Source organism: Marinobacterium profundum (assembly GCF_001528745.1).
Classification (GTDB): domain Bacteria; phylum Pseudomonadota; class Gammaproteobacteria; order Pseudomonadales; family Balneatricaceae; genus Marinobacterium_A; species Marinobacterium_A profundum.
In genome coordinates, this window is record NZ_BCNS01000083.1 from 77,494 (window position 1) to 96,899 (window position 19,406).

Annotated in this window: 18 protein-coding genes and 1 tRNA gene; 7 read left to right on the forward strand and 12 right to left on the reverse strand. The window is 58.5% G+C overall.

Features of this window, described 5'->3' with window-relative positions:
* Nucleotides 1–50 precede the first annotated feature (50 nt).
* The 9 genes from flgJ to flgB all read right to left on the reverse strand — a co-directional run bounded on the left by flgJ (nt 51) and on the right by flgB (nt 7,744).
* Nucleotides 51–1,127: a flagellar assembly peptidoglycan hydrolase FlgJ gene (flgJ, locus tag MPRO_RS04585; RefSeq protein WP_067287969.1), complete on the reverse strand. Its 1,077-nt coding sequence runs from the start codon at nt 1,125–1,127 to the stop codon at nt 51–53.
* 49 nt (nt 1,128–1,176) lie between these two features.
* On the reverse strand, nt 1,177–2,283 hold the full coding sequence (locus MPRO_RS04590) for a flagellar basal body P-ring protein FlgI (protein ID WP_067287973.1): 1,107 nt from the start codon (nt 2,281–2,283) through the stop codon (nt 1,177–1,179).
* A 24-nt stretch (nt 2,284–2,307) separates the two neighbouring features.
* Complete coding sequence (gene flgH, locus MPRO_RS04595) at nt 2,308–2,997, reverse strand: flagellar basal body L-ring protein FlgH (RefSeq protein ID WP_245635027.1); 690 nt, start codon at nt 2,995–2,997, stop codon at nt 2,308–2,310.
* Nucleotides 2,998–3,024: 27 nt separating this feature from the next.
* The gene (gene flgG, locus MPRO_RS04600; protein WP_067287977.1) at nt 3,025–3,810 is read right to left on the reverse strand and encodes a flagellar basal-body rod protein FlgG; all 786 of its coding nucleotides are present in this window, start codon (nt 3,808–3,810) and stop codon (nt 3,025–3,027) included.
* Between the two features lie 60 nt (nt 3,811–3,870).
* Entirely contained in the window at nt 3,871–4,614 is a 744-nt protein-coding gene (flgF, locus tag MPRO_RS04605; RefSeq protein ID WP_067287981.1) for a flagellar basal-body rod protein FlgF, read from the reverse strand.
* A gap of 266 nt (nt 4,615–4,880) precedes the next feature.
* Nucleotides 4,881–6,152: a flagellar hook protein FlgE gene (flgE, locus tag MPRO_RS04610; protein ID WP_067287983.1), complete on the reverse strand. Its 1,272-nt coding sequence runs from the start codon at nt 6,150–6,152 to the stop codon at nt 4,881–4,883.
* Between the two features lie 64 nt (nt 6,153–6,216).
* Nucleotides 6,217–6,885: a flagellar hook assembly protein FlgD gene (locus MPRO_RS04615; protein WP_067287984.1), complete on the reverse strand. Its 669-nt coding sequence runs from the start codon at nt 6,883–6,885 to the stop codon at nt 6,217–6,219.
* 19 nt (nt 6,886–6,904) lie between these two features.
* A complete protein-coding gene (gene flgC, locus MPRO_RS04620) occupies nt 6,905–7,336 on the reverse strand; it encodes a flagellar basal body rod protein FlgC (protein ID WP_067287987.1) in 432 nt (143 codons plus the stop codon).
* A gap of 3 nt (nt 7,337–7,339) precedes the next feature.
* Nucleotides 7,340–7,744, reverse strand: coding sequence for a flagellar basal body rod protein FlgB (gene flgB, locus MPRO_RS04625; protein ID WP_067287988.1), 405 nt, complete (start codon nt 7,742–7,744; stop codon nt 7,340–7,342).
* Nucleotides 7,745–7,998: 254 nt separating this feature from the next.
* Here flgB and flgA point away from each other — a divergent pair, with 254 nt between their 5' ends.
* The 3 genes from flgA to MPRO_RS04640 all read left to right on the forward strand — a co-directional run bounded on the left by flgA (nt 7,999) and on the right by MPRO_RS04640 (nt 9,973).
* A complete protein-coding gene (gene flgA / locus MPRO_RS04630) occupies nt 7,999–8,703 on the forward strand; it encodes a flagellar basal body P-ring formation chaperone FlgA (RefSeq protein WP_067287989.1) in 705 nt (234 codons plus the stop codon).
* A gap of 464 nt (nt 8,704–9,167) precedes the next feature.
* Nucleotides 9,168–9,482, forward strand: coding sequence for a flagellar biosynthesis anti-sigma factor FlgM (gene flgM / locus MPRO_RS04635; RefSeq protein WP_067287990.1), 315 nt, complete (start codon nt 9,168–9,170; stop codon nt 9,480–9,482).
* Nucleotides 9,479–9,973 carry a flagella synthesis protein FlgN gene (locus MPRO_RS04640; protein WP_082708444.1) on the forward strand — a complete coding sequence of 165 codons (495 nt, stop codon included), beginning with the start codon at nt 9,479–9,481 and terminating at the stop codon, nt 9,971–9,973. Before flgM ends, MPRO_RS04640 begins: the two co-directional genes overlap by 4 nt.
* Before the next feature lie 82 nt (nt 9,974–10,055).
* Here MPRO_RS04640 and MPRO_RS04645 read toward each other — a convergent pair whose 3' ends face one another.
* From MPRO_RS04645 to MPRO_RS04655, 3 genes are all read right to left on the reverse strand, one after another.
* Nucleotides 10,056–14,576, reverse strand: coding sequence for an ATP-binding protein (locus tag MPRO_RS04645; protein WP_067287992.1), 4,521 nt, complete (start codon nt 14,574–14,576; stop codon nt 10,056–10,058).
* A gap of 51 nt (nt 14,577–14,627) precedes the next feature.
* Entirely contained in the window at nt 14,628–15,809 is a 1,182-nt protein-coding gene (locus MPRO_RS04650) for a response regulator (RefSeq protein WP_067287993.1), read from the reverse strand.
* Nucleotides 15,810–16,320: 511 nt separating this feature from the next.
* A tRNA-Arg gene (locus MPRO_RS04655) sits at nt 16,321–16,396 on the reverse strand.
* A gap of 479 nt (nt 16,397–16,875) precedes the next feature.
* Here MPRO_RS04655 and MPRO_RS04660 point away from each other — a divergent pair.
* Genes MPRO_RS04660 through MPRO_RS26465 form a run of 4 tightly spaced genes read left to right on the forward strand, consistent with a single transcriptional unit; the run spans nt 16,876 to nt 19,352 of the window.
* The gene (locus MPRO_RS04660; RefSeq protein WP_245635028.1) at nt 16,876–17,742 is read left to right on the forward strand and encodes a MotA/TolQ/ExbB proton channel family protein; all 867 of its coding nucleotides are present in this window, start codon (nt 16,876–16,878) and stop codon (nt 17,740–17,742) included.
* Nucleotides 17,732–18,124 (forward strand): ExbD/TolR family protein, encoded by a 393-nt coding sequence (locus tag MPRO_RS04665; protein ID WP_067287995.1) that lies wholly within the window; start codon nt 17,732–17,734, stop codon nt 18,122–18,124. The genes MPRO_RS04660 and MPRO_RS04665 overlap by 11 nt, the downstream gene beginning before the upstream one ends.
* Nucleotides 18,121–18,552, forward strand: coding sequence for an ExbD/TolR family protein (locus MPRO_RS04670; protein WP_067287997.1), 432 nt, complete (start codon nt 18,121–18,123; stop codon nt 18,550–18,552). The genes MPRO_RS04665 and MPRO_RS04670 overlap by 4 nt, the downstream gene beginning before the upstream one ends.
* The gene (locus tag MPRO_RS26465) at nt 18,549–19,352 is read left to right on the forward strand and encodes an energy transducer TonB (RefSeq protein ID WP_067287999.1); all 804 of its coding nucleotides are present in this window, start codon (nt 18,549–18,551) and stop codon (nt 19,350–19,352) included. The genes MPRO_RS04670 and MPRO_RS26465 overlap by 4 nt, the downstream gene beginning before the upstream one ends.
* Nucleotides 19,353–19,406: the final 54 nt, after the last annotated feature.

Here is a 19,406-nt window from a genome sequence, read left to right on the forward strand (position 1 = left end):
ACGGCGCCAGCTAAGGCACGCCGGCCTAGATTATTAGCGGCCGGCCGCGGCTATTCTTGAGCCGAATTTGCACGCGCATGCAACAACAGTTCACTGTCAAAGATACGCCCGATCTTTTTGGCATAAGCCGGATCCGTGGCATAGCCCGCCGCTTGCAGCTCCTGCAGGTAGGCCTGTGGGTCGGCGGCCTGCTCCAGCGCCTGACGATAGCGTGGGTTCTGCTGCAAGAAACTGACGTAATCTTCAAAGCTCTGTTCGAATGAACCATAAGCACGAAATGCCGCCGATTCACGTACCGCCACACCGTCGCGGTACTCCAGCGTGCTGACGCCAACGCGCTCGCCCTGCCAGGCGCTATCAGCCTTGATATTGAACAGGTTGCGGCTATTACGGCCACTGCTGTCCTGGCTGATATGACGACCCCAACCGGTTTCCAGCGCCGCCTGGGCCACCAGTACCTTGGGATCGACGCCAATCTCGGGCGCCAGCCTCTGCGCCATTGGCAGCAGGGTCGCGACAAACTCAGCAGGGGTTTCAAAGGTCTCGGGTTCTGCAGCGGCGACGCTTTTAGCAGCCCCGACTGCGGCCACTGTCGCGGCCGTCGCCTGCGTTGAGCTGGCATCGGCTGAGCCAAGGTGTGGTGAGCTGACATGGGGCGGTAATTCCGCCGCGCCAGCTGGCTGCGAACGCTGCAACTGTGCCAGCGTCGCCAGCTGGGCGCCGCCATCGAAAGCTCGCTTGAGCATGCGTTCGGATTCATCCAGCGGCCGCAACTCAGAGGCTTCAGCCTTCGCGGCCGGGATATCGAGCTGCTGGCCGAGCTGCTTCACCAGCACCTCGGCCAGCCCCATACCCTTGCCAGTAGAGAGCTCCAGCGTCATCTGCTGATCGAGCATATCCTGGTAAAACTTAACATCACCGCTGCTGAACGGGCTGTCTTCAGCCAGGGAAGCATTGGCTTCGCGCATGCTCTTGAGCATCATGCTCATGAACATTTGCTCGAACTGCTTGGCGACCTGGAGCAGCGCCTCGGGGCCATCGTTCTTGGCATCGCGCTTGAGCTGCGTCAACTGAGTCAGGTCGGTATAGACCTGCGCCTTGCTGCCCAAAGCATTATTGCGCTCCATCAGATCAGCTCCCGTTCTTCTGGCAGAATACGAAGCTCAGTATAAGCGCTCATATCACCACCAGCTCGGCCCGCAGGGCCCCGGCCTGTTTCAGTGCTTCCAGAATCGCCATCAGATCACCCGGTGCCGCCCCCACTTGATTCACCGCCGACACTAAATCCTGCAGCGAGGTGCCAGGGATAAATTCAAACATGTGACCGGAGCCCGCATCCACTTCCACCCCGGATCGCGGCGCAATCACTGTCACACCGCCACTCAGGGGATCAGGCTGATTCACATCCACAGCTTCCGTAATGGAGACCGTCATGCCGCCGTGGGTAATGGCCACCGGTGAAATACGCACATTCTGGCCGATGACGATGGTGCCGGTGCGGGAGTTGATAATGACCTTAGCCACCTCTTCGGCCGGCTGCACTTCCAGGTTTTCCAGCACCGAGAGGTAGGTCACTCGCTGCGACGGATCCCTGGGAGCGCGCACCTGAATGGAAGTGGAATCCATCGCGACCGCCATATCGGGGCCCAGCAGGCCATTGATCTGTTCGGCCACGCGCCTGGCCGTGGTGAAGTCGCCGTAGTGCAAGTTCAGAGTCAGGGTATCGCTCTGGGCAAAAGCGCTGGGCACGGCCCGCTCAACCGAAGCACCATTGGGAATACGCCCAACGCTGGGCACGTTCACCGACAGACGCGAGCCGTCTCGCCCTTCTGCACCAAAGCCCGATACCACCAGATTGCCCTGGGCAATGGCGTATACCTGACCATCAGCGCCCTTGAGCGGCGACATCAACAGGCTGCCGCCGCGCAGGCTCTTGGCATCACCAATGGCGGACACCGTAATATCGATGGTCTGGCCGGGCTTCGAGAAGGCCGGCAGCTCGGCATGAATCGCCACGGCGGCAATATTCTTGGACGAGGGATTCTGGTTGGCCGGCAGGATGACGCCGAAGTTCGTCAGCATGTTGCGAAAGGTCTGGGAGGTAAAACTGGTTTTGTCTCCAGTCCCATCGAGCCCCACCACCAGGCCATAACCCACCAGCTGGTTGCTGCGCACGCCCTGTACTGAGGCGATATCCTTGAGGCGCTCAGCCTGGGCCGGCGCTACCAGCCACAGGCACAGCAACACCCCTGCAAGGCTCTGTTTGATTATATGTTGCAGCATTTTCTGTACTCCCCTGACAACCCGCTAGAACAACCAGAACGGGCTGATAAAGAATTTGCCCAGCCAGCCCATGACGTTGGAGTCATGTACGGCACCGGTACCGCTATAGGCAATGCGCGCATCGGCCAGCTTGGTGGATGATACAGTGTTGTCGGCCGCGACATCCCGCGCCCGCACCATGCCGCTGACACGAATATATTCATCGCCCTGATTCAGCGTCAGCCATTTTTCACCTTTTACCAGCAGCAGGCCGTTGGGCCTTACCTCATGCACCGTTACGGTAATGCTGCCGCTCAGGCTGTTGCTCATGTCCGAGGAACCTTCACTGGCAAAGGCGCTGTCAGTCTGGGCCGACAGGCTCAGTGGGCTGCCAAAGGCACTTAGGCCACGGCCAAACACCTGTGGCTGCGCCAGGTTGATCTGGTTGCTCTTGTCGACATCGGTGGAAGCCGACTTGGACGACTGGGTCTTTTCCGACAACAGCACGGTAATTACATCACCGACCCGCATCGCACGACCATCACCATAGAGGTTCATGCTGGTCGCCGCCTGATAGATAGAACCATTGGCCGGCGGCACCGTCTCGTAAGACTGGGCCGGTATAGGCGCAAAGTACGGATTATCCGGCTTGGGCGCCTTGGTCACACAGCCGCTGAGTACCAGCAGTAGCGCTGCCAGCAGGAGTCTGCGCGTCATCATCATGGCTAGTGTCATCGCTTGCACCTTGCCCCCTTCAGCCAATTACAGCTGCTGCGTCACGAAGGACAACATTTCATCGGCGGTGGAAATAACTTTGGAGTTAAGCTCGTAGGCCCGCTGCGTGGTGATCATGTTTACCAGTTCTTCCACTGCATTGACGTTGGAGCCTTCCAGCATGCCCTGCTGCAACAGGCCGGTGCCGCCATCCCCCGGTGTTGCCACCACAGGTGCGCCGCTGGCGGCCGTTTCCAGAAACAGGTTCTGACCAATGGCCTGCAAGCCCTGGGGGTTAACAAAGTCCGCCAGTTCAAGCTGACCGATCGTCTGTGGATTCGCATCCCCCGCTATAGTCACCTGCACTGTGCCATCGAGACCCACGCTGAAGGTCTGAACTTCGGAGGGCAAGGTTATGGCAGGCTCTATCTGAAAGCCCTCCGCGGTCACCAGCTGATTGTCGCCATTAAGATGCAGCTGGCCGTTGCGCGTATAGGCAATCTCGCCGCTGGGCTGCACCACCTGCAAAAAACCTCGGCCATTGATGGCGACATCAAAGGGCTCGTCTGTGATCTGCAGATCGCCGGTGGCAAACAGTTTCTGGGTGCCCACGGTGCGTACACCGCTGCCCAACTGCAAACCAGAGGGTAACTGGGATTCCTGCGCCGACTGGGCGCCTGGCTGGCGCTTGATCTGATACAGCAGATCCTCGAACACGGCGCGATCTTTCTTGAAGCCCACAGTGGCGACGTTGGCCAGGTTGTTGGAGATGACCTTAAGCGCCGTATCCTGCGCGCTTAGGCCTGTCTTGGCGACAAACAAAGCTCCATTCATAGCATTAAACTCCTTGGCATTTTAGCGGCAACGGTTATCAAACCATTGCCGGCCACTGCATTAGCTGAGCTGCAGGATACGCGCCGCAGCACTTGAATTCTCTTCGGCGGTTTTCATCAGTTTGACCTGCATTTCGAACTGTCGCGCCAGACTGATGATTTCGGTCAATTCGTTCACCGCATTAACGTTGCTGGATTCCAGATAGCCCGAGCGCAGACTCACATCCAGCGACGGTGGCAAGGGCGCGTTGCCGGGGACATGCATCAGGCCATCCAGCCCCTTGAACAGGGCATCGCTGTCGGGCTTCACCAGCTTGATACGATCCACCAGTAGCAACTCGGCCGCCCCTTCACCCAGCGGGCGGGCACTGATGGTGCCGTCGTTACCGATATCAATTTTTTCTGCGGGAGGAATCACAACGGCAATGCCGCCGGCACCCAGCACCGGCAATCCACTGCCTGTCACCAGCTGGTTGGCGGCATTGATCTGCAGCTCACCGGCACGGGTGTAAGCCTCGGTGCCGTCTGGGGCCACCACCGCAATCCAGCCTTCGCCATTAATGGCAACGTCCAGATCCCGTCCGGTCTGCATCAGGGTGCCGGTGCTGGTATCAGTGGCGGGACGTTCGGTCATGGCATAAACCCGGCTCGGCAGCCCCTCGCCAAACACCTGCATGGCGCGGGCCTGGGCCAAGTCGGTCTTGAAGCCAGTCGTGGTTGCGTTGGCCAGATTGTTGGCATGGGCCTGCTGCGCCATCATGCTTTCGCGGGCTCCGCTCATTGCCACATACAGCACTTTGTCCATTGACCGCTCCTGCTGGGAAATCCGTTGCCGCTTTCGCGACCTTTACAGATATAAAGCAATTGCTGTGCCATGTGATGGAGCAGGTGCGAGGTGCGAGGTGCGAGGTTCGAGGTTCGAGGTTCGAGGTTCGAGGTTCGAGGTTCGAGGTTCGAGGTTCGAGGTTCGAGGGAGAGGTTCGAGGTTCGAGGGAGAGGGAGAGGGAGAGGGAGAGAAGAGCAGGCTGACAGCTTACGGCTGAAAGCCGAAAGCTGCCTGGCGCTTCAAAATCAGATCTGCAGTATGGTCTGGGTCACTGTATTGAGGGTTTCCAGCGTCTTGGAGTTGGCCTGGAAGTTACGCTGCGCTTCGATCAAGCTGACCAGCTCCGCCGAAAGGTCAACGTTGGACTGCTCCAGTGCCGCCGAGCGCAGGCTGCCGCTCAGGCCCGAGCCCGGCGGGTTGATGATCGCAGAACCTGAATCCAGGGTCGCGGTCCATTCGGTGCCGCCACTGGGGCCAAGGCCCGCCTGATTTTCAAAAGTCGCAATGGCTACAACGCCCAGCTGTTGATTCTGGCCGTTGCTGAAGGATGCAATCATTTCACCGTTGCTGCCAAAGCTCACACCAATCAGGTCACCCTTGGTGTAACCATCCTGCTGCTGCGTTTTGACGATGGAAGTCGATGCAAACTGGGTAGTACCGGCCAGATCGAGATCGATTGTCGTAGCGGCGTTCGCCGAGTCCGCACCCGCTATAGTGAGCTTCGAAGTGGCAGTGCCACCGATGGTGCTCAACAGGCCGTTCGTCGTATCAAACGCAACCACTATTGCCCCTGACTCAGGATCTGCAGGGTCGATCGGGCTTCCGCCGATATCCAGAGGCTGATCTGGATCTCCGTTCAGATAGGCATACATATCATAAAGACCACTGCCTTCACTCTGTTCGACCAGGTTGAACTTGATCGTTTGCTGATTGCCCAGGCTATCGAAGACGGGCACCGTGGTGCTATATGAATAACTGGACGGTTCGTCAGGGTCATACGCCAGTGTAGGAACCACCGTTGCCGCGTCTATGTTGAAGGACAGGTCAATGTTCTCGGTCGGTTTGGGCGGGCTCTCCTTCTGGTTCACGGCCAGATTGCCCACCGGCAGCAGATTGCCTTGGTCATCGACGCCATAGCCCTGCAGGTTCTTACCGTCCTTGGAGACAATATTGCCCTCTTTATCGAGTTCAAAAGCACCGGCGCGGGTATAGGTCACGCTGCCCTGGCCGTTATCGAGCTGGAAGAAGCCCGAACCGTTGATCGCCAGATCGAGGTTATTGTTGGTGAATTCGATGGTACCGGCGCCGAAGTCCTGGGCTATATCGGACACCGTCACACCTGAGCCTGCGATATTGCTGGATCCCGCCCCTACCACGGCAGAAGCATAGATGTCGGCGAACTCGGTGCGCGAGGACTTGAAGCCCACAGTGCTGGAGTTCGCAATGTTGTTGCCGGTGACATCCAGATCGGTGGATGCCGACTTGAGCCCGGTAATTGCCGTATTGAAACCTGCCATGCTGCTCTCCTGTGTGGCGCCTGCCGACTGCGCTAAATCAAATTCAGCTCAGCCTGGGCGACGCCTATCCGAGTTGCTTGATATCGTTGATTCCGGCGGAGCCGACATCCGTATTTACTTTCATGCCGATGCCATTCTGGCCCAGCGTCACGCTATTGATTCGGTGCCCCATGTACAGATCCTGGGTAACAACCTTGTCATTCACCTGGGCCTGCGCCACAACGCGGTACTGGCCGGCCGGCGTATTAGCATTGCCACTCCAGACGAAACTGTGATCACCGGCGCTCTGGGCACCCATTTGCTGGGTATCCACCAGCACGCCGCTGCTGTCATAAACCGACACCCAGACGTTGGATGCACTGCTGCCCAGTGACACCAGACCTTCGACACTGCCACCTTCAGGCAACACCGCCAGATCCGTTTTTACGTATGCCTTCTGCCCCACCATCGAAGAGGCCTGCAGCGCCGCCTGGCTGCTCATGAGCGACTGGCCGAGTTGATCCACAGAGGTGCTCAGGTTGGCAATGCTCTCAACCGTACTCATGCTGGCAATCTGTTGCATGAAGTCGGACGTATCCGCAGGGCTGGTCGGGTCCTGATTCTGCAGCTGGGCGATCATCAGCTTCATGAACATTTCACTGTCCGACTCGCTCGCGCTGGTCGCAGTGCTGTTGCTCTGATTGGTCTGGTTAATCTGATTGAAAATACTACTGTTGCTATCAATGGTGCTCATGATCGGTTACCTCCCAGGCTTACTGCCCCAGCTGCAAGGTGCGCTGAAGCATCTGCTTGGCTGTGTTCATGATGTCCGCGTTGATCTGAAAGGAGCGCGACGCCGAAATCATGTCGGCCATCTCCTCCACCACATTTACATTGGGGTAGTAAATGAAGCCATTATCATCAGCCATCGGATGATTCGGGCTGTATTCCTGACGCAGTGGCGCATCACTCTCCACCACCTCGGCCACATGCACACCCACACCCGCCTCAAGCCCGGGAGCGGCAAAGGATTGCATGGCCTCCGGCGCTCGCACTTCGAACACAGGCTTGCGCGCACGGTAGGTATCACCCGTGCTGGAGCTAATACTCTCGGCATTCGCCAGATTACTGGCGGTGGTGTTCAGGCGCACACTCTGGGCGTTCATTGCAGAGCCCGCGATACTGAATACGTTAGATAAAGACATCGCTTAGTTCCCGGTGATTGCCTTGCTCAACCCTTTGAACTTGCGGTTCAAAAAGTCGAAGGAAGCCTGATAGTCGAGTGCGTTTTCGGTATAACGCGCCATTTCTTCCTGCACCTCAACGGTGTTGCCATCAACGCTCGGCTGGGTCGGAATACGGAACAACATGTCGGCTGCCAGGGATGACGGATCCGGCGTCAGCTGTTGGTGTCCGCTCTGAGTTGCCTGCATCGCAAGACCGCTGCCCGGCGCCTGCGCCCCCTGAAGCAGGCTGGCAAAATCCAGATCGCGCGCCTTGAAGCCCGGTGTATCGGCATTGGCGATATTGTTGGCAATCACCTCCGCCCGTCGGGCCCGCAACAGCGTTGCCGACTCGTGAATCCCCAGTGCGCTGTCAAAGCTGATGGTCATCCGCTTGCCTCTTTGCATGAATACCCATGACTAAAGCAATCCACATGCCAAAGCCGAAAAGTCCTGTAATCACGGGCGCTTAGTGTTTTGGCAGCACTGCAGGCGGCAACCTTTTACCGCTAAATGCCGGTCGGCGGCAAAGCGGCAATCCGCCCCTGCCGCTGCGGTTTACAGCCCAGGACAGACCTGACATCATCGACGGGCGCTGCCAGGCCCCACTGCGGGCGGCTCGCCAACTCAAACAGGGAATCCGCGTGACGCGTCCTTCTTATATATCGGCTCTCGCCCTGTTCACCTGCCTGCTCATGGCAACGACGATCCAGGCAGACACCACTGCCCAGGCTGTCGAGAACAGCGCCCGCGACTATCTGACACAGCTGTACCAGCAACAAAATTCCGATGCCCAGATAGACGTGCGTATCAACCCGGTCAGCACTCGCCTGCGCCTGCCCGACTGCGCCTCCCCCCTGACGGTTGAAGCCCCCAGGGGCAGCGGCAGCCGTATTACCACAAGGGTTGCCTGCGAGGGGCCACAACACTGGGCCCTCTTCGTAACGGCGAAGGTCGGCATACTGCACCAGGTCATTGTCACGCGGCGCCCGGTAGGCCGCGGCGAAGTGCTTGGCCATGACGATATTGAAAGCCGGCTGCTGGATATCAGCGATGAAACCCGCGGTTATTACCGTGCGCCCGAGGATGTCATAGGCCGCAGTGCCAGTCGCCACCTGCCCAATGCCAGCATCCTCAATGCCGGCATGCTGACCAACAGCACTCTGATTCAGCGTGGCGACAGCGTGATCATCGAGGTCCGCTCCGGCGCCATGCACCTGCGCGCCCAGGGCACCGCATTGGAAGACGGCGAAGATGGCGCGCAGATTCGGGTGCGCAACGACCGCTCCGGCCAGGAGATCAAGGCCCGGGTGGTTGCACGCGGCCTGGTACGGCCATTGGCGCGGTAAGAGCAGGTGCGAGGGGCGAGGTGCGAGGTGCGAGGTGCGAGGTGCGAGGGGCGAGCTGAAAGCTGAAAGCTGAAAGCTGAAAGCGTTTGTAGCAGGGACTGAGCCTGCGAAATCCGGGAAATGAGCCTCAGGCGAATTTCGAGAATGTATCTACCAATGCCGGTCCACTGCGAGCCACCAATTACCAATCTTCGTCATTCGTGATTGGTAGAGCGACCTCAATGCCACGCTTCAGCTTATGGCTTATGGCTTATGGCTTACAAATTACGAATCGCCAATCGCCAATCACCAATCACGGCTCCTTGAACCTAATGCCGGCCCATGACCAGGGCGAGAGTCTGGGATATACTGCAGCCTGGTAACGACGCTGTGATTAGAGCGGTAAAAGCCTTTTGAAAAAGTACTAAAGTTTTGCCAGATACATCCGATAAACCTCATCAGAAGCGAAATTGAGGATCAGCAGGATGGTTATTGATTTCACGGGGCTGCCGCCGAAAAGTCAGGCCAGCGGAACCCGTGCCCAAACAGACAGCAACCGTGTTGGCGATCAGGCCAAGTCGCAGACAGCACCCGCCCCCAAGGCTGGCAGTGCTGCCGAGGTTCGGCTGAGCGAAGCGGCTCAGGCCCTGCAGGGTGCCGACAAGGCGCTGGCGGATACGCCCGAGGTGAATCAAAGCCGGGTGCAGGCTCTGCGTAGCGCCATTGAGTCAGGTAGTTACGAAATTAACTACGAGCGCCTTGCCCAGCGCATGGTCGACTTTGAGAGCACACTGGATTGACACCTCTTTCGATACCGCACCAGAGCGCCTTTGACACCCTGACTCGTCAGGGTGTTGTCGTTTTGACCGATTTGCAGGCCCAGCTTGAAATCGAGTTTGCCGCCCTATCGCAGCACAACCTTGAAGATCTGCAGCAGTCCACTGCCAGCAAGCAATTGCTGCTCCAGCAACTCGCGGAATCAAACGCAGAGCGTGCACAGTTCATGACACAGTTTGGTTACAGCGCCACGCCAGACGGCATGGCACAGTGGTTTGCAGCCCTGCCAGAGGAGCTACGCCCCGCCAGCGAGGCTCTGTGGCAGACACTGCAGCAGGCACTTGAGCAGATTCAGCAACTGAATCTGCGCAATGAACAGGTGTTGCGACGCAGCAGCCGCAACAACGATCAGCTGCTGGCACTGCTGCGTGGGCAGAATCAGCGCCACACACTGTATGATTCCAGCGGCGGCAAGGGCCAGCTTTCAGCTCAAAATCGCCTCGGCAAAGCCTGAGGTTAGTCCCTCGACCCAGACCCGCTATCCAGATCATCCCGCAATCCGAAATAGCCCCAAAACTGCCGCTATGCCGGCGGTATCAGAGCGCCGCTATGCGCTGATCCACTTCGTTCATCTGCCCTCTGAACAGCGGAATAAGCCCATCGATCCTGGCCATATCCAGATCGCGGGCGGCATCCTCCAGCTGTTCGCAATACTCGCTCAGACGTATAGCACCGACCGAACGGGCGGACGACTTGAGCTTGTGCGCCATGGCACCGACCCCGTCAGCCTCGCCATCTTCATGGGCCTGCAACAGTTCGACAGAAGTCTGCAGACCGTAGTGGCGGAAATCCTGCAATAGCTCCAGTATCGCTTCGGGGTCATCCCCCACCAGCGCCGCCAACTCGGCAGTATCCAGCACCGCACTCTCGGTTTCGTTATCCGTCTCACTGTCCATTACAGGCTCGTCGACAATGGCCGCCTCAACTTCGGCCTCAACTTCGGCGTCAACCTCAGCAATTGCCTCATCTACAACCCCGGCGCCATTTGCACCCACTGTAGTCACACCCGCAATGGTGCTTGGCATCCACTTGTTCAGCATGGACCGCAGCAACTCCAGCCGGGCCGGCTTGCTGAGGAAATCATCCATGCCGATATCCTTGCAGCGCTGCGCCTCGCCCTTGAGGGCATTGGCGCTCAAGGCAATGATAGGCAGACGAGCCTGCGGGGCCTGCTCAGCCCGCAGCGCCTCGGTAAGCTGATAGCCGTCCATCTCTGGCATATGCAGATCGGTCAGCAGTACGGCGTAGTCACCCTTGCGCCACAGTTCCAGCGCCTCGAGCCCATTAGCGGCAATATCTGCGGTATAGCCAAGCAGACCCAGCTGATGCATGAGTACCTTCTGGTTCACCTTGTTATCTTCAGCCACCAAAATCAGCCGGCCCTGCTGCAACGCCTCCTCACGGGTCGGCAGCACATCAGCCTCCACGGCCTCGGGCTGACCCCATTTAACCGGCTCAAGTATCTCGCGCCGGCTGGCATAGGTTACGGCAGCCAACAGCATCTCCCGCGACAGCACATTGCCATCCACTTCAACCCGGTTAGGCCGCGCCTGGCGTGGGTAACGCCGCTTGCCGCGCTCAATCTGCACGAAGACCAGGTCCTGGCCGGGAGCAACATCGGCGACCAGTTCAAAGCCTGGTAACTCCCGCGCCTGACGCTCTATGTCCACCACCCAGATATAGAGACCTTCACCCTGCTGTAGCTGCCAGCGTTGCGCCTCTTCAAGACTGCTCACCCTGTCGGTTACACAGCCTGCGTGCTGCAAATACAGCTGCAAATCCTCAGCCAGACTCTGCGCAGAACCCACCATCAGACAGTTCAGCCCCGCCACCTTGGAGGCGATAACAGGCGCCTGTGGCACCTCTGGCAGGCGCTCCAGCGGCAGCGACACACTAAACACCGAGCCTTCACCGGTTGCACTCTTGACCTTGATCTCACCCTGCATCATTTTTACCAGATGCAGCGAAATCGCCAGACCCAGCCCGGTCCCCCCAAAGCGGCGGGTAGTGGAAGCATCGGCCTGTTTGAAGGCAGTGAAGAGGCTGGCCTGCGCCTTTTCGCTCATGCCGATGCCATTGTCGACCACTTCCAGCAGCACCCGCACCTGCTGCTCCGTTTCCTTCTCCAGCGAGATTCGAACCGACACCCGACCGCCGTCGCCTTCGCTGGAAAACTTGATGGCATTGCTCGCCAGATTCAGCAGCACCTGGCGTATGCGCAGCTCATCCCCCAGCAACTCCTTTTCCAGTCGCGGGTCGGTAAACATGCGCAGCTCCACGCCACGGTTGCTGGCCTGGTTATCCACCATGGCACAGCACTGCTCCACCATCGCAGTAATGGAAAAGGGCGCGGGGTCCAGCTCCAGGTGACCGGCTTCGATTTTGGAGAAATCCAGAATGTCGTCAATGATGCTCAACAGTGACAAACCGGATATGCGAATCAGATCCACCATACCCTTCTGTTTGGCTTCCAGCCGGGTCTGTTCCAGCACATCGACCATGCCAATGACGCCGTTCAGCGGAGTACGTATCTCATGGCTCATGGTGGCCAGGAACTGGGATTTCGCCTGACTCGCCTGTTCGGCGCCCTGCTGTGCCTGCTGCAACTGCTCGGTACGCGCCAGCACGCGCTGCTCCAGCTGATCATTCAACTGCTTGAGCGCAACTTCGGCCTGCTTGCGCAGGGTAATATTTTCGTGGGACAGCACTATTCGCAGGGCACCCTCACCCACCCGGAAACAGCTGACCTTGCACAGGAACCAGTGCTGCTCATCGGCACTGTGACAGGCATATTCAAAAGTACCCTGCTTCCGTGTCCCCTGCATAACCGCCTGAATCAGCAGCGCTGCCTGGGTGCCCTCTTTCTCTGCCGGGCCACAAACACTGAAATAGTTCACGCCGCGGCTAATCGGCTGACTCTGGCGCCAATTGTTTTCTACAAAGGCACGCCAGGACTCGTTGCAGGTAATCAGGCCGCCATCGGCATCCAGCACCACTATATGCACATTGAGGGCATTGATCAGCGCTCGCATAAAGCCTTCACTGCCTCGCAGCTGAGCCGTACGGGCCACAACGCGCCGCTCCAGAGTGGCGTTGGCCTCATGCAGCTGCTGCTCGCTGGCCTTGAGTGCCAGCTCGAGCTGTTTCTTGTCGTGGATATCGGTGTGGGTACCGGAAATATACAGTGGCTTGCCGCTTTCACTTCGACTCAGAGCACCGGCACTAGTGCGGATCCAGCGCCAGTCACCGCTGGATGTGCGCAGCCGGTGATCATGTTCGTAAACTTCGCACCGTCCCTGCAGCAGGTCATCCATGGCCTGTTCCAGCATCGGCTTGTCGTCCGGATGTACCAGATCTGCCCAGGTCTCGTAGCTGTGCTCCAGCTCCTCCAACCGATAGCCCAGCATACTGGCCCAGCAGCCGCTGTACTGAATTTCGCCTCTGACCAGATCCCAATCCCAGAAGCCAAGCCTGCTGCCATCAATAATTCGCTGCAGCCTCGCCTTGGCCTGGGTCAGCTCAGCGGTACGATGGGCCACTTCGTGACGCACCCGCGCCTGTTGCCCTGCGGCAAGAAAGGTAAGCAGGGTCGCGAACAGCGCCGCCAATACCGCCGCCACCAGGTAGACTTTCACACTGGCACTCTGCCCCGGCCGCCAGGGTGTCAGTGACCAGAGTTCCAGCAGCAGGTCCTCGCCCTGGCCTGCGTGCAACTGCTCGGTCCAGTCGGGCACACTGTCCGGCGGAAGCTGTCGTTCAAACAGCACCCTGGAAGCCTGCGCGGAGGCCAGACTAAAGCGTACCCCAACCGCATCACCCGTCAGCGCCGTCGCGGGCTCCAGCGACAGCGCACCCACGGCAAAGCCTCGCACGCCGGCGCGGCGCTCTTCGAGGCTGGCACTGCCGACGTCCAGGTCCCTGCGGTATACGGGCACAAACAGCAAACGGCCATCCCCGGATTCCACCTCTGGGCGCAGCACCAGGGCCTGCTGGCCGCTCTGGGCCGCACTCATCAGGGCCGCGTTCAAGCCTGCATTGGCACTAAAATCCAGCCCAGCCTGAACCCTTTGTGCAGCGGGACCCGCAGCATACTGCAGTCTGAAGCGATCTCCTTCGGTATTGGGTTCGACCCAGCCGAGCCAGAGCACACCTTCTGCACTCAATGCTCTCTGGGTAAACTCGCTGAAGCTAGCCGCGGTTGCGCCACGGCTCGATGCAACATAGGCCGCCGCCATCATGACGGCATGCTCCTGGCCAGCATAGAGGCTGCTTAACCGGGCGCTCAGCTCCTGTCCGCGAGCCGTCAGATCCGCCTGTACTTCTAGCTGTTCACTGCGCGCCAGCCAGTAGTAGCCGCTCAGCACCAGAGCCACTGTAAGTAGCGGCAACATCAGCACCAGGCCCGCCCGCACCTGCTGGTGACGCCGATACAGCACCCAGGCCATGATCAGCGGCATGATCAGCAGAACACCAAGACTGTCGCTGGCCCACCAGCTGAACCAGATTCCGCTTAGCGCTGAACTATCCACGCCGCCAAAGCCAAAGCGCGCCGCCGTTGCAATACTGGCGGATACCAGGCAAACCACAGGTACCAGCAGTATCGAGGGGACCAGTAGCGGGGTCTGGTCATAGTGCCGGATAAGCCCCCGATATAGGGGCTGCAGCACCCTGGCACCAATCACCGCCTGCAGCGTAGCGCCCAGTGCCGTCGCCATAGCGACGAGCAGGGGTGGCAGGTTGCCAGGGTCGCCCAGCAAACTCAGGCCAAGCACCCCAGATCCAAAAGCCCCCAGTGCAATGCCCGGCCAGCAAGTTCGGCCATACATCAGCAGCGCGCCTATCGACAGGCCTGCCAAAGGCCAGATAAAAGCCACCACTGAGTCCGGTGACAGAAAGCGCAGCGCCAGCTGCGCCAGGGTCACATAGATCAGTGCAATGGCGAGAATCCGCGCAGGGCGCGGCCAGCTGGCAATGGAGCAGGCAGACAATGGCCTGGCCGCCGCGGTTTGGGCAGTGTCGGTCTGGGCAGAATCCGGGGAGTTTGGGGGTTGGGTCATCGTCCTTGCCTCGTCATAGCGCGCAGGGGCGCGCCAACAGCGGTTTCAGGGTCATGCCATATGCAGCAGGGTACTGATTTTTTTCAGTAAAACGGCCTTGTCGAAGGGCTTGACCACGAAGTCACAGGCACCGGCCTTAAGACTTTCCACGACCACGTCTTTTTTGCTGTGTCCGGTGATCATGACCACCGGAATTTTGCCAAAGGATTCAATGGCCTTGATGCGGCGCGTGGTTTCAATGCCACTGAGGTCCGGCAGACTTATATCCATGAAGATCAGCTCGGGTCGGCGGCTGCGTATGGCCGCCATTGCCTCCTGGCTGGACACGGCAAACATCAGCTCCACAGCGGCATCCTTGAGCAAGCGCGCCACCAGCTTGTGCTGAAAAGCATCGTCATCCACCACCAGCACCAGCGGCTTGCGCGACTTGGTGAGCTGTTGCAGTTCACGCACGGACTCCATTTCAGGCGCCAGATCCCGTCGAAACTGTTCCGCCCAGTCGCTGACTGGCTGCAGGGCACTGGACGCTGTGCGCAGATGCCCGTCGATTTGATCGGTCTGCAGGCGTGCAAACTCGGTCTGCAACAGATCCAGCACCGACACATCCACAGCCCCCTCGGCCTTTCGCAATTGCTGCTGCCCCTGGGGCGAGAAGCGGGACGCAAATCCATCCAGCGCCAGACGAATATCATCGCCGGACTTTTCCACCACCTGCTGCCCCGATGCGATCTGTTCACTGCCCTGGGTAAGACTCATCTCCAGCAACGCCTCGAGCCCGGCTATACGCCGTGACTGGGCAGCAAACTCACTGGTGGTCGGCGTCTCGGACTCATTCAGCGCCACTTGTCGCAGTGCATGGTGCACCTCCATCCCCAGGCGGGTGGCGTCATACCCCAGCGGCCAGAAGAGCACATAGCTTGAAAAGTGATCTTTCTTGCACAGGCTGTACACTTCCTGTAACTCGGCCTTGTTGCACAAAATCAGGGTTCTGTGGGGATGCGCGTGGGCGCGGGAACTGAGGCGATAGAGCCCCAGATAGTAGCTTTGAGCACGGGCCAGTGTCGGAAACGCCAAGACCAGAACGGCGGGGCTGTGCTGCTCAAAATCCGCCACCGACTTGTCTGGATCGGTGGAAATAAACACCTGTTCAAATTCCTTGCGCAGCAGCTCACGGACGATATTCGCATCATCCACGTCTTCGGCGGCAACCAGAATAATTTTATTAGCGCTCATGCGGCATCGTCTCGCAGGGCTTTGAATGTACAAGGAAAGATAACACGCGCGCAGCACCGGTCGATAAAATGAATACCAGAAAACCGACCTAAACAGACAGGAAACCCTGCCAGTACGGGCTATCCGGAAAATACAGAAACATATTCAGAAATACTGAAACAGCACCCAGGACTCCAAGTCCGCGCACCATCTGACGGTGGATAGCAGCCGCTAATCAACTGAACTATTAACCCGGTGGACAAATAAGTTCCCTCCCTATTTGTCCGTCACGCCAGAATTCTTTAGCTTAAAAGAATGGGCGCAAGTGCATGGACTTGCTGGCCTTCTTGGGGGCGAAGAGATGGCGTTCGCATTGGCCTGCGGCCAATGATGAAGCAGGGATAAGTAAATAAAGCAGAAAGGAAATACATCGGTATCGCACTATCAGCAGCATTACAGGGCTGCAATACCGTTAAAACAATCGAGACCATCTCCGCCAAGAGCCAACACCCTTGAGGCGTTTGGCGCGAAATGGTCTCCCCGCAGGGACTCGAACCCCGATCTAAGCCTTAGGAGGGCCTCGTTCTATCCAGTTGAACTACGGAGAGACATAAAGTCAGCGCTGCGTACGGCGCCAGGGCGACTTGTTTGCAGCGCGGGGAATGCTATTGCATTCGCCCTGCGGCGTCAACCAATGCAGCGCCCCGCAGCATTGGTTGAGCGGCCCTGTAAACTATCAAGATCACCTGCACGGGAGCGCAGTACCCCGACAGGGGTGATTCCTGAATGTCGTACTATTAACCCGGTGGACAAATAGGTTCCCTCCCTATTTGTCCGTCACGCCAGAAAAACTAGCGCAAGTGCATGGACTTGCTGGTTTTTCTGGCGTTCGCATTGGCCTGCGGCCAATGATGAAGCATCCCTGCTTCATGTATTAACCCGCCGGGTTAATATTCATAAAAAGTTCCCGTCCGCTGCGCCAAAAGTTGAGAATAGTTCAATTCATTGTTGAAATCTAAATAATAACGATTATCATTGGCAACACTATTTCAATTACTGATCGTCGGAGCTCAAGGTGGAATCCTCAATGGAGACAGCAACAACGCCGCTAATGCAGGATGCAAATGTAACAGGTGACCCGATAGCGGCCTCCTCCACTGTGAACGCGGCTTCCGACACACAGTTGACTGCCGATACCAGTGCCAGCGTACTGAACCCAGCGGACGCCACAGGCTCGCTGAGCACAGAGCTGCCCCTGGCAGATCCGACCGCCCTGCCCGCGAGCTTTCTTGATCAGCTGCAGCAGTTTCTCAACGTCGGCGGGCCTGTCGTCTGGATACTGCTCGGCTTCTCCGTTATTGCCCTCAGCATAGTGCTGCTCAAAATCTGGCAGTTTACCCTGCTGCGCCCCGAGTCCAGCCCGCGACTGGAATACAGCCTAGGGCTCTGGCGCGCCTCCCGCACCGACGAAGCTCTGGAGGGACTCAAGGGCCAGGGCCCCATATACGAACTGGTAGCGCTGGCCATGGTCGGACTGCAAAACGGCGGCGATACGCCTCTGCTGCGGGATGAACTTGAACGGGTTGCAAGCCTGCGCCTGAATCAGCTACGGGCCTTTTTGCGCCCACTTGAAGTCATCGCCATGCTCAGCCCGCTGCTGGGCCTGTTGGGTACCGTACTGGGCATGATAGGCGCATTCCAGCAGATGGAAGCCGCCGGCAACCAGGTCGATCCATCCGTGCTGTCCGGCGGCATCTGGCAGGCGCTGCTCACCACCGCCGTAGGTATAGCCGTTGCCATCCCGGTGACTCTGGCTCACAGCTGGCTGGAGCGTAAAACAGAGCGCGTCGCCGCCCTGATGAGCGACTCAGTCACCCGGGTCTTTACCAGCGCCCCGGCACTGCAATACCGCGCCGCCAGTGACGACAGCGAGGCACTGCGCCGTGCGGCTTGATCTGACTCTGCCTGCGCGCCGGCGCGCAATCAGCCTGACACCGCTGATTGATGTCGTCTTTATCCTGCTGCTGTTTTTCATGCTTTCGTCCACTTTTACCCAGTGGCGACAGCTGGATCTGGTCGTCCCAGGCACGGGCGCGGCAACGCCACCTGTACTGCATGAGGTTAGATTACTGTCCGGGGACGGTCGTTTTCAGCTCGATGGCATGGAACTGAGCCTGCAGGACAGCCAGGGGCTGACCCAACAGATCAGTCGGCAGAAAGATGACCTTTTTGTGATCAGTGCCGACAGCGGCATCGCAACCCAGGCGCTGATCGGGCTCTTGGATGCCCTCAAAGCCGCTGGCGCACGGCAGCTGTCACTGGCGCACACACCATGAAATTTGCAGCCCAGACCAGCCCCCGTGCAAGGAACCGGGACGACAACCTGATTCCGCTGATTAACGTTGTGTTTCTAATGCTGATCTTTTTTATGGTGGCCGGGAAGATAAGCCGCTCCGATGCCATTGCGATTGATCCGCCGGCATCGACAAGTGAAACAACGTCCCGCAGCGAAGAGCCGATTAATATTCTGCTTTCAGCGACAGGCGTGATTTACATGGATGATATGGAACTGGAATCCGAACAATTAACCCATGCCGTCACTACTGCGCTTGATAACAGCCAGGATCCGCAGGCACTCTCGATATTACTCAAGGTGGATGCCGCAACACCGGTGGATACCTTGCTGCAAACCCTGGCGCAGATAAAGGCCGCCGGCATGCTGAAAGTATCACTGGCGACTAGGATGGCGGGGCACCCGGCATGATTCGCTCGCACCACTGGATGCTTGCCCTTGGTGTTGCCCTGGGCGTACACCTGCTCACCCTGGGCCTGGTGCTGGCTCGCGAGCCCGCCGAAGGTGCCCGCGCCCCCGGCGAGCAGGGTATCGAGATTGATCTTGGCATGCTCGGTGATCTGGGTGCCCAGGCGCAGAGCCAGAACGCAGCCAAGGCCGAAGAAGCTGTCGAGACGCCTCAGTCTGAGGCTGAAAAGCCCGTTGCCCAGCCTTATCCGGCGCCTGAAGTAGAAGCGGAAGCAGTGGAGCCTGAAGCTGTCGTTGCGAAGCAAACACCGGCAGTCACCGTCAAGCCAAAGCCCAGGCCACAGGCAAAACCCAAGCCCGCACCGGTGACAGCAAAGCCCGCAGCCACAGATCCTGCGCCAGCTACAACCCCGGCGCCTGCGCAGCTGAGCAGCGATGATGGCACGGACAACAGTGACAGTCGCCGCATGACCACCGGCAGCCAGAATGCACTGAGTTCCGGCGGTAATCCAGGCGCCGAGCAATCCTACTATGCATTGATCGCCGCACGCCTGGCACAACACAAACGCTACCCGATTAGGGCCCGTAAAAAAGGCGAGGAAGGCACCGCGCGACTGTTTTTCATACTCGACCGCCGCGGCAGCCTTGTTGAATATCGTCTGAGTGAAAGTTCCGGTTTTAAAAGCCTGGACCGTGCCGTTATTGAGATGCTGAAAAGCGCGACTCCGCTGCCGGCATTCCCGGCGGATATTAAAACGGAAACGCTCACAATTAATATCCCGGTGGCTTTTTCAATTAACTAAAAGCTCAGCTGCCGATTAAGGTTCCAAAAAGCTATTTCCTGTAAAGCGGGCTGA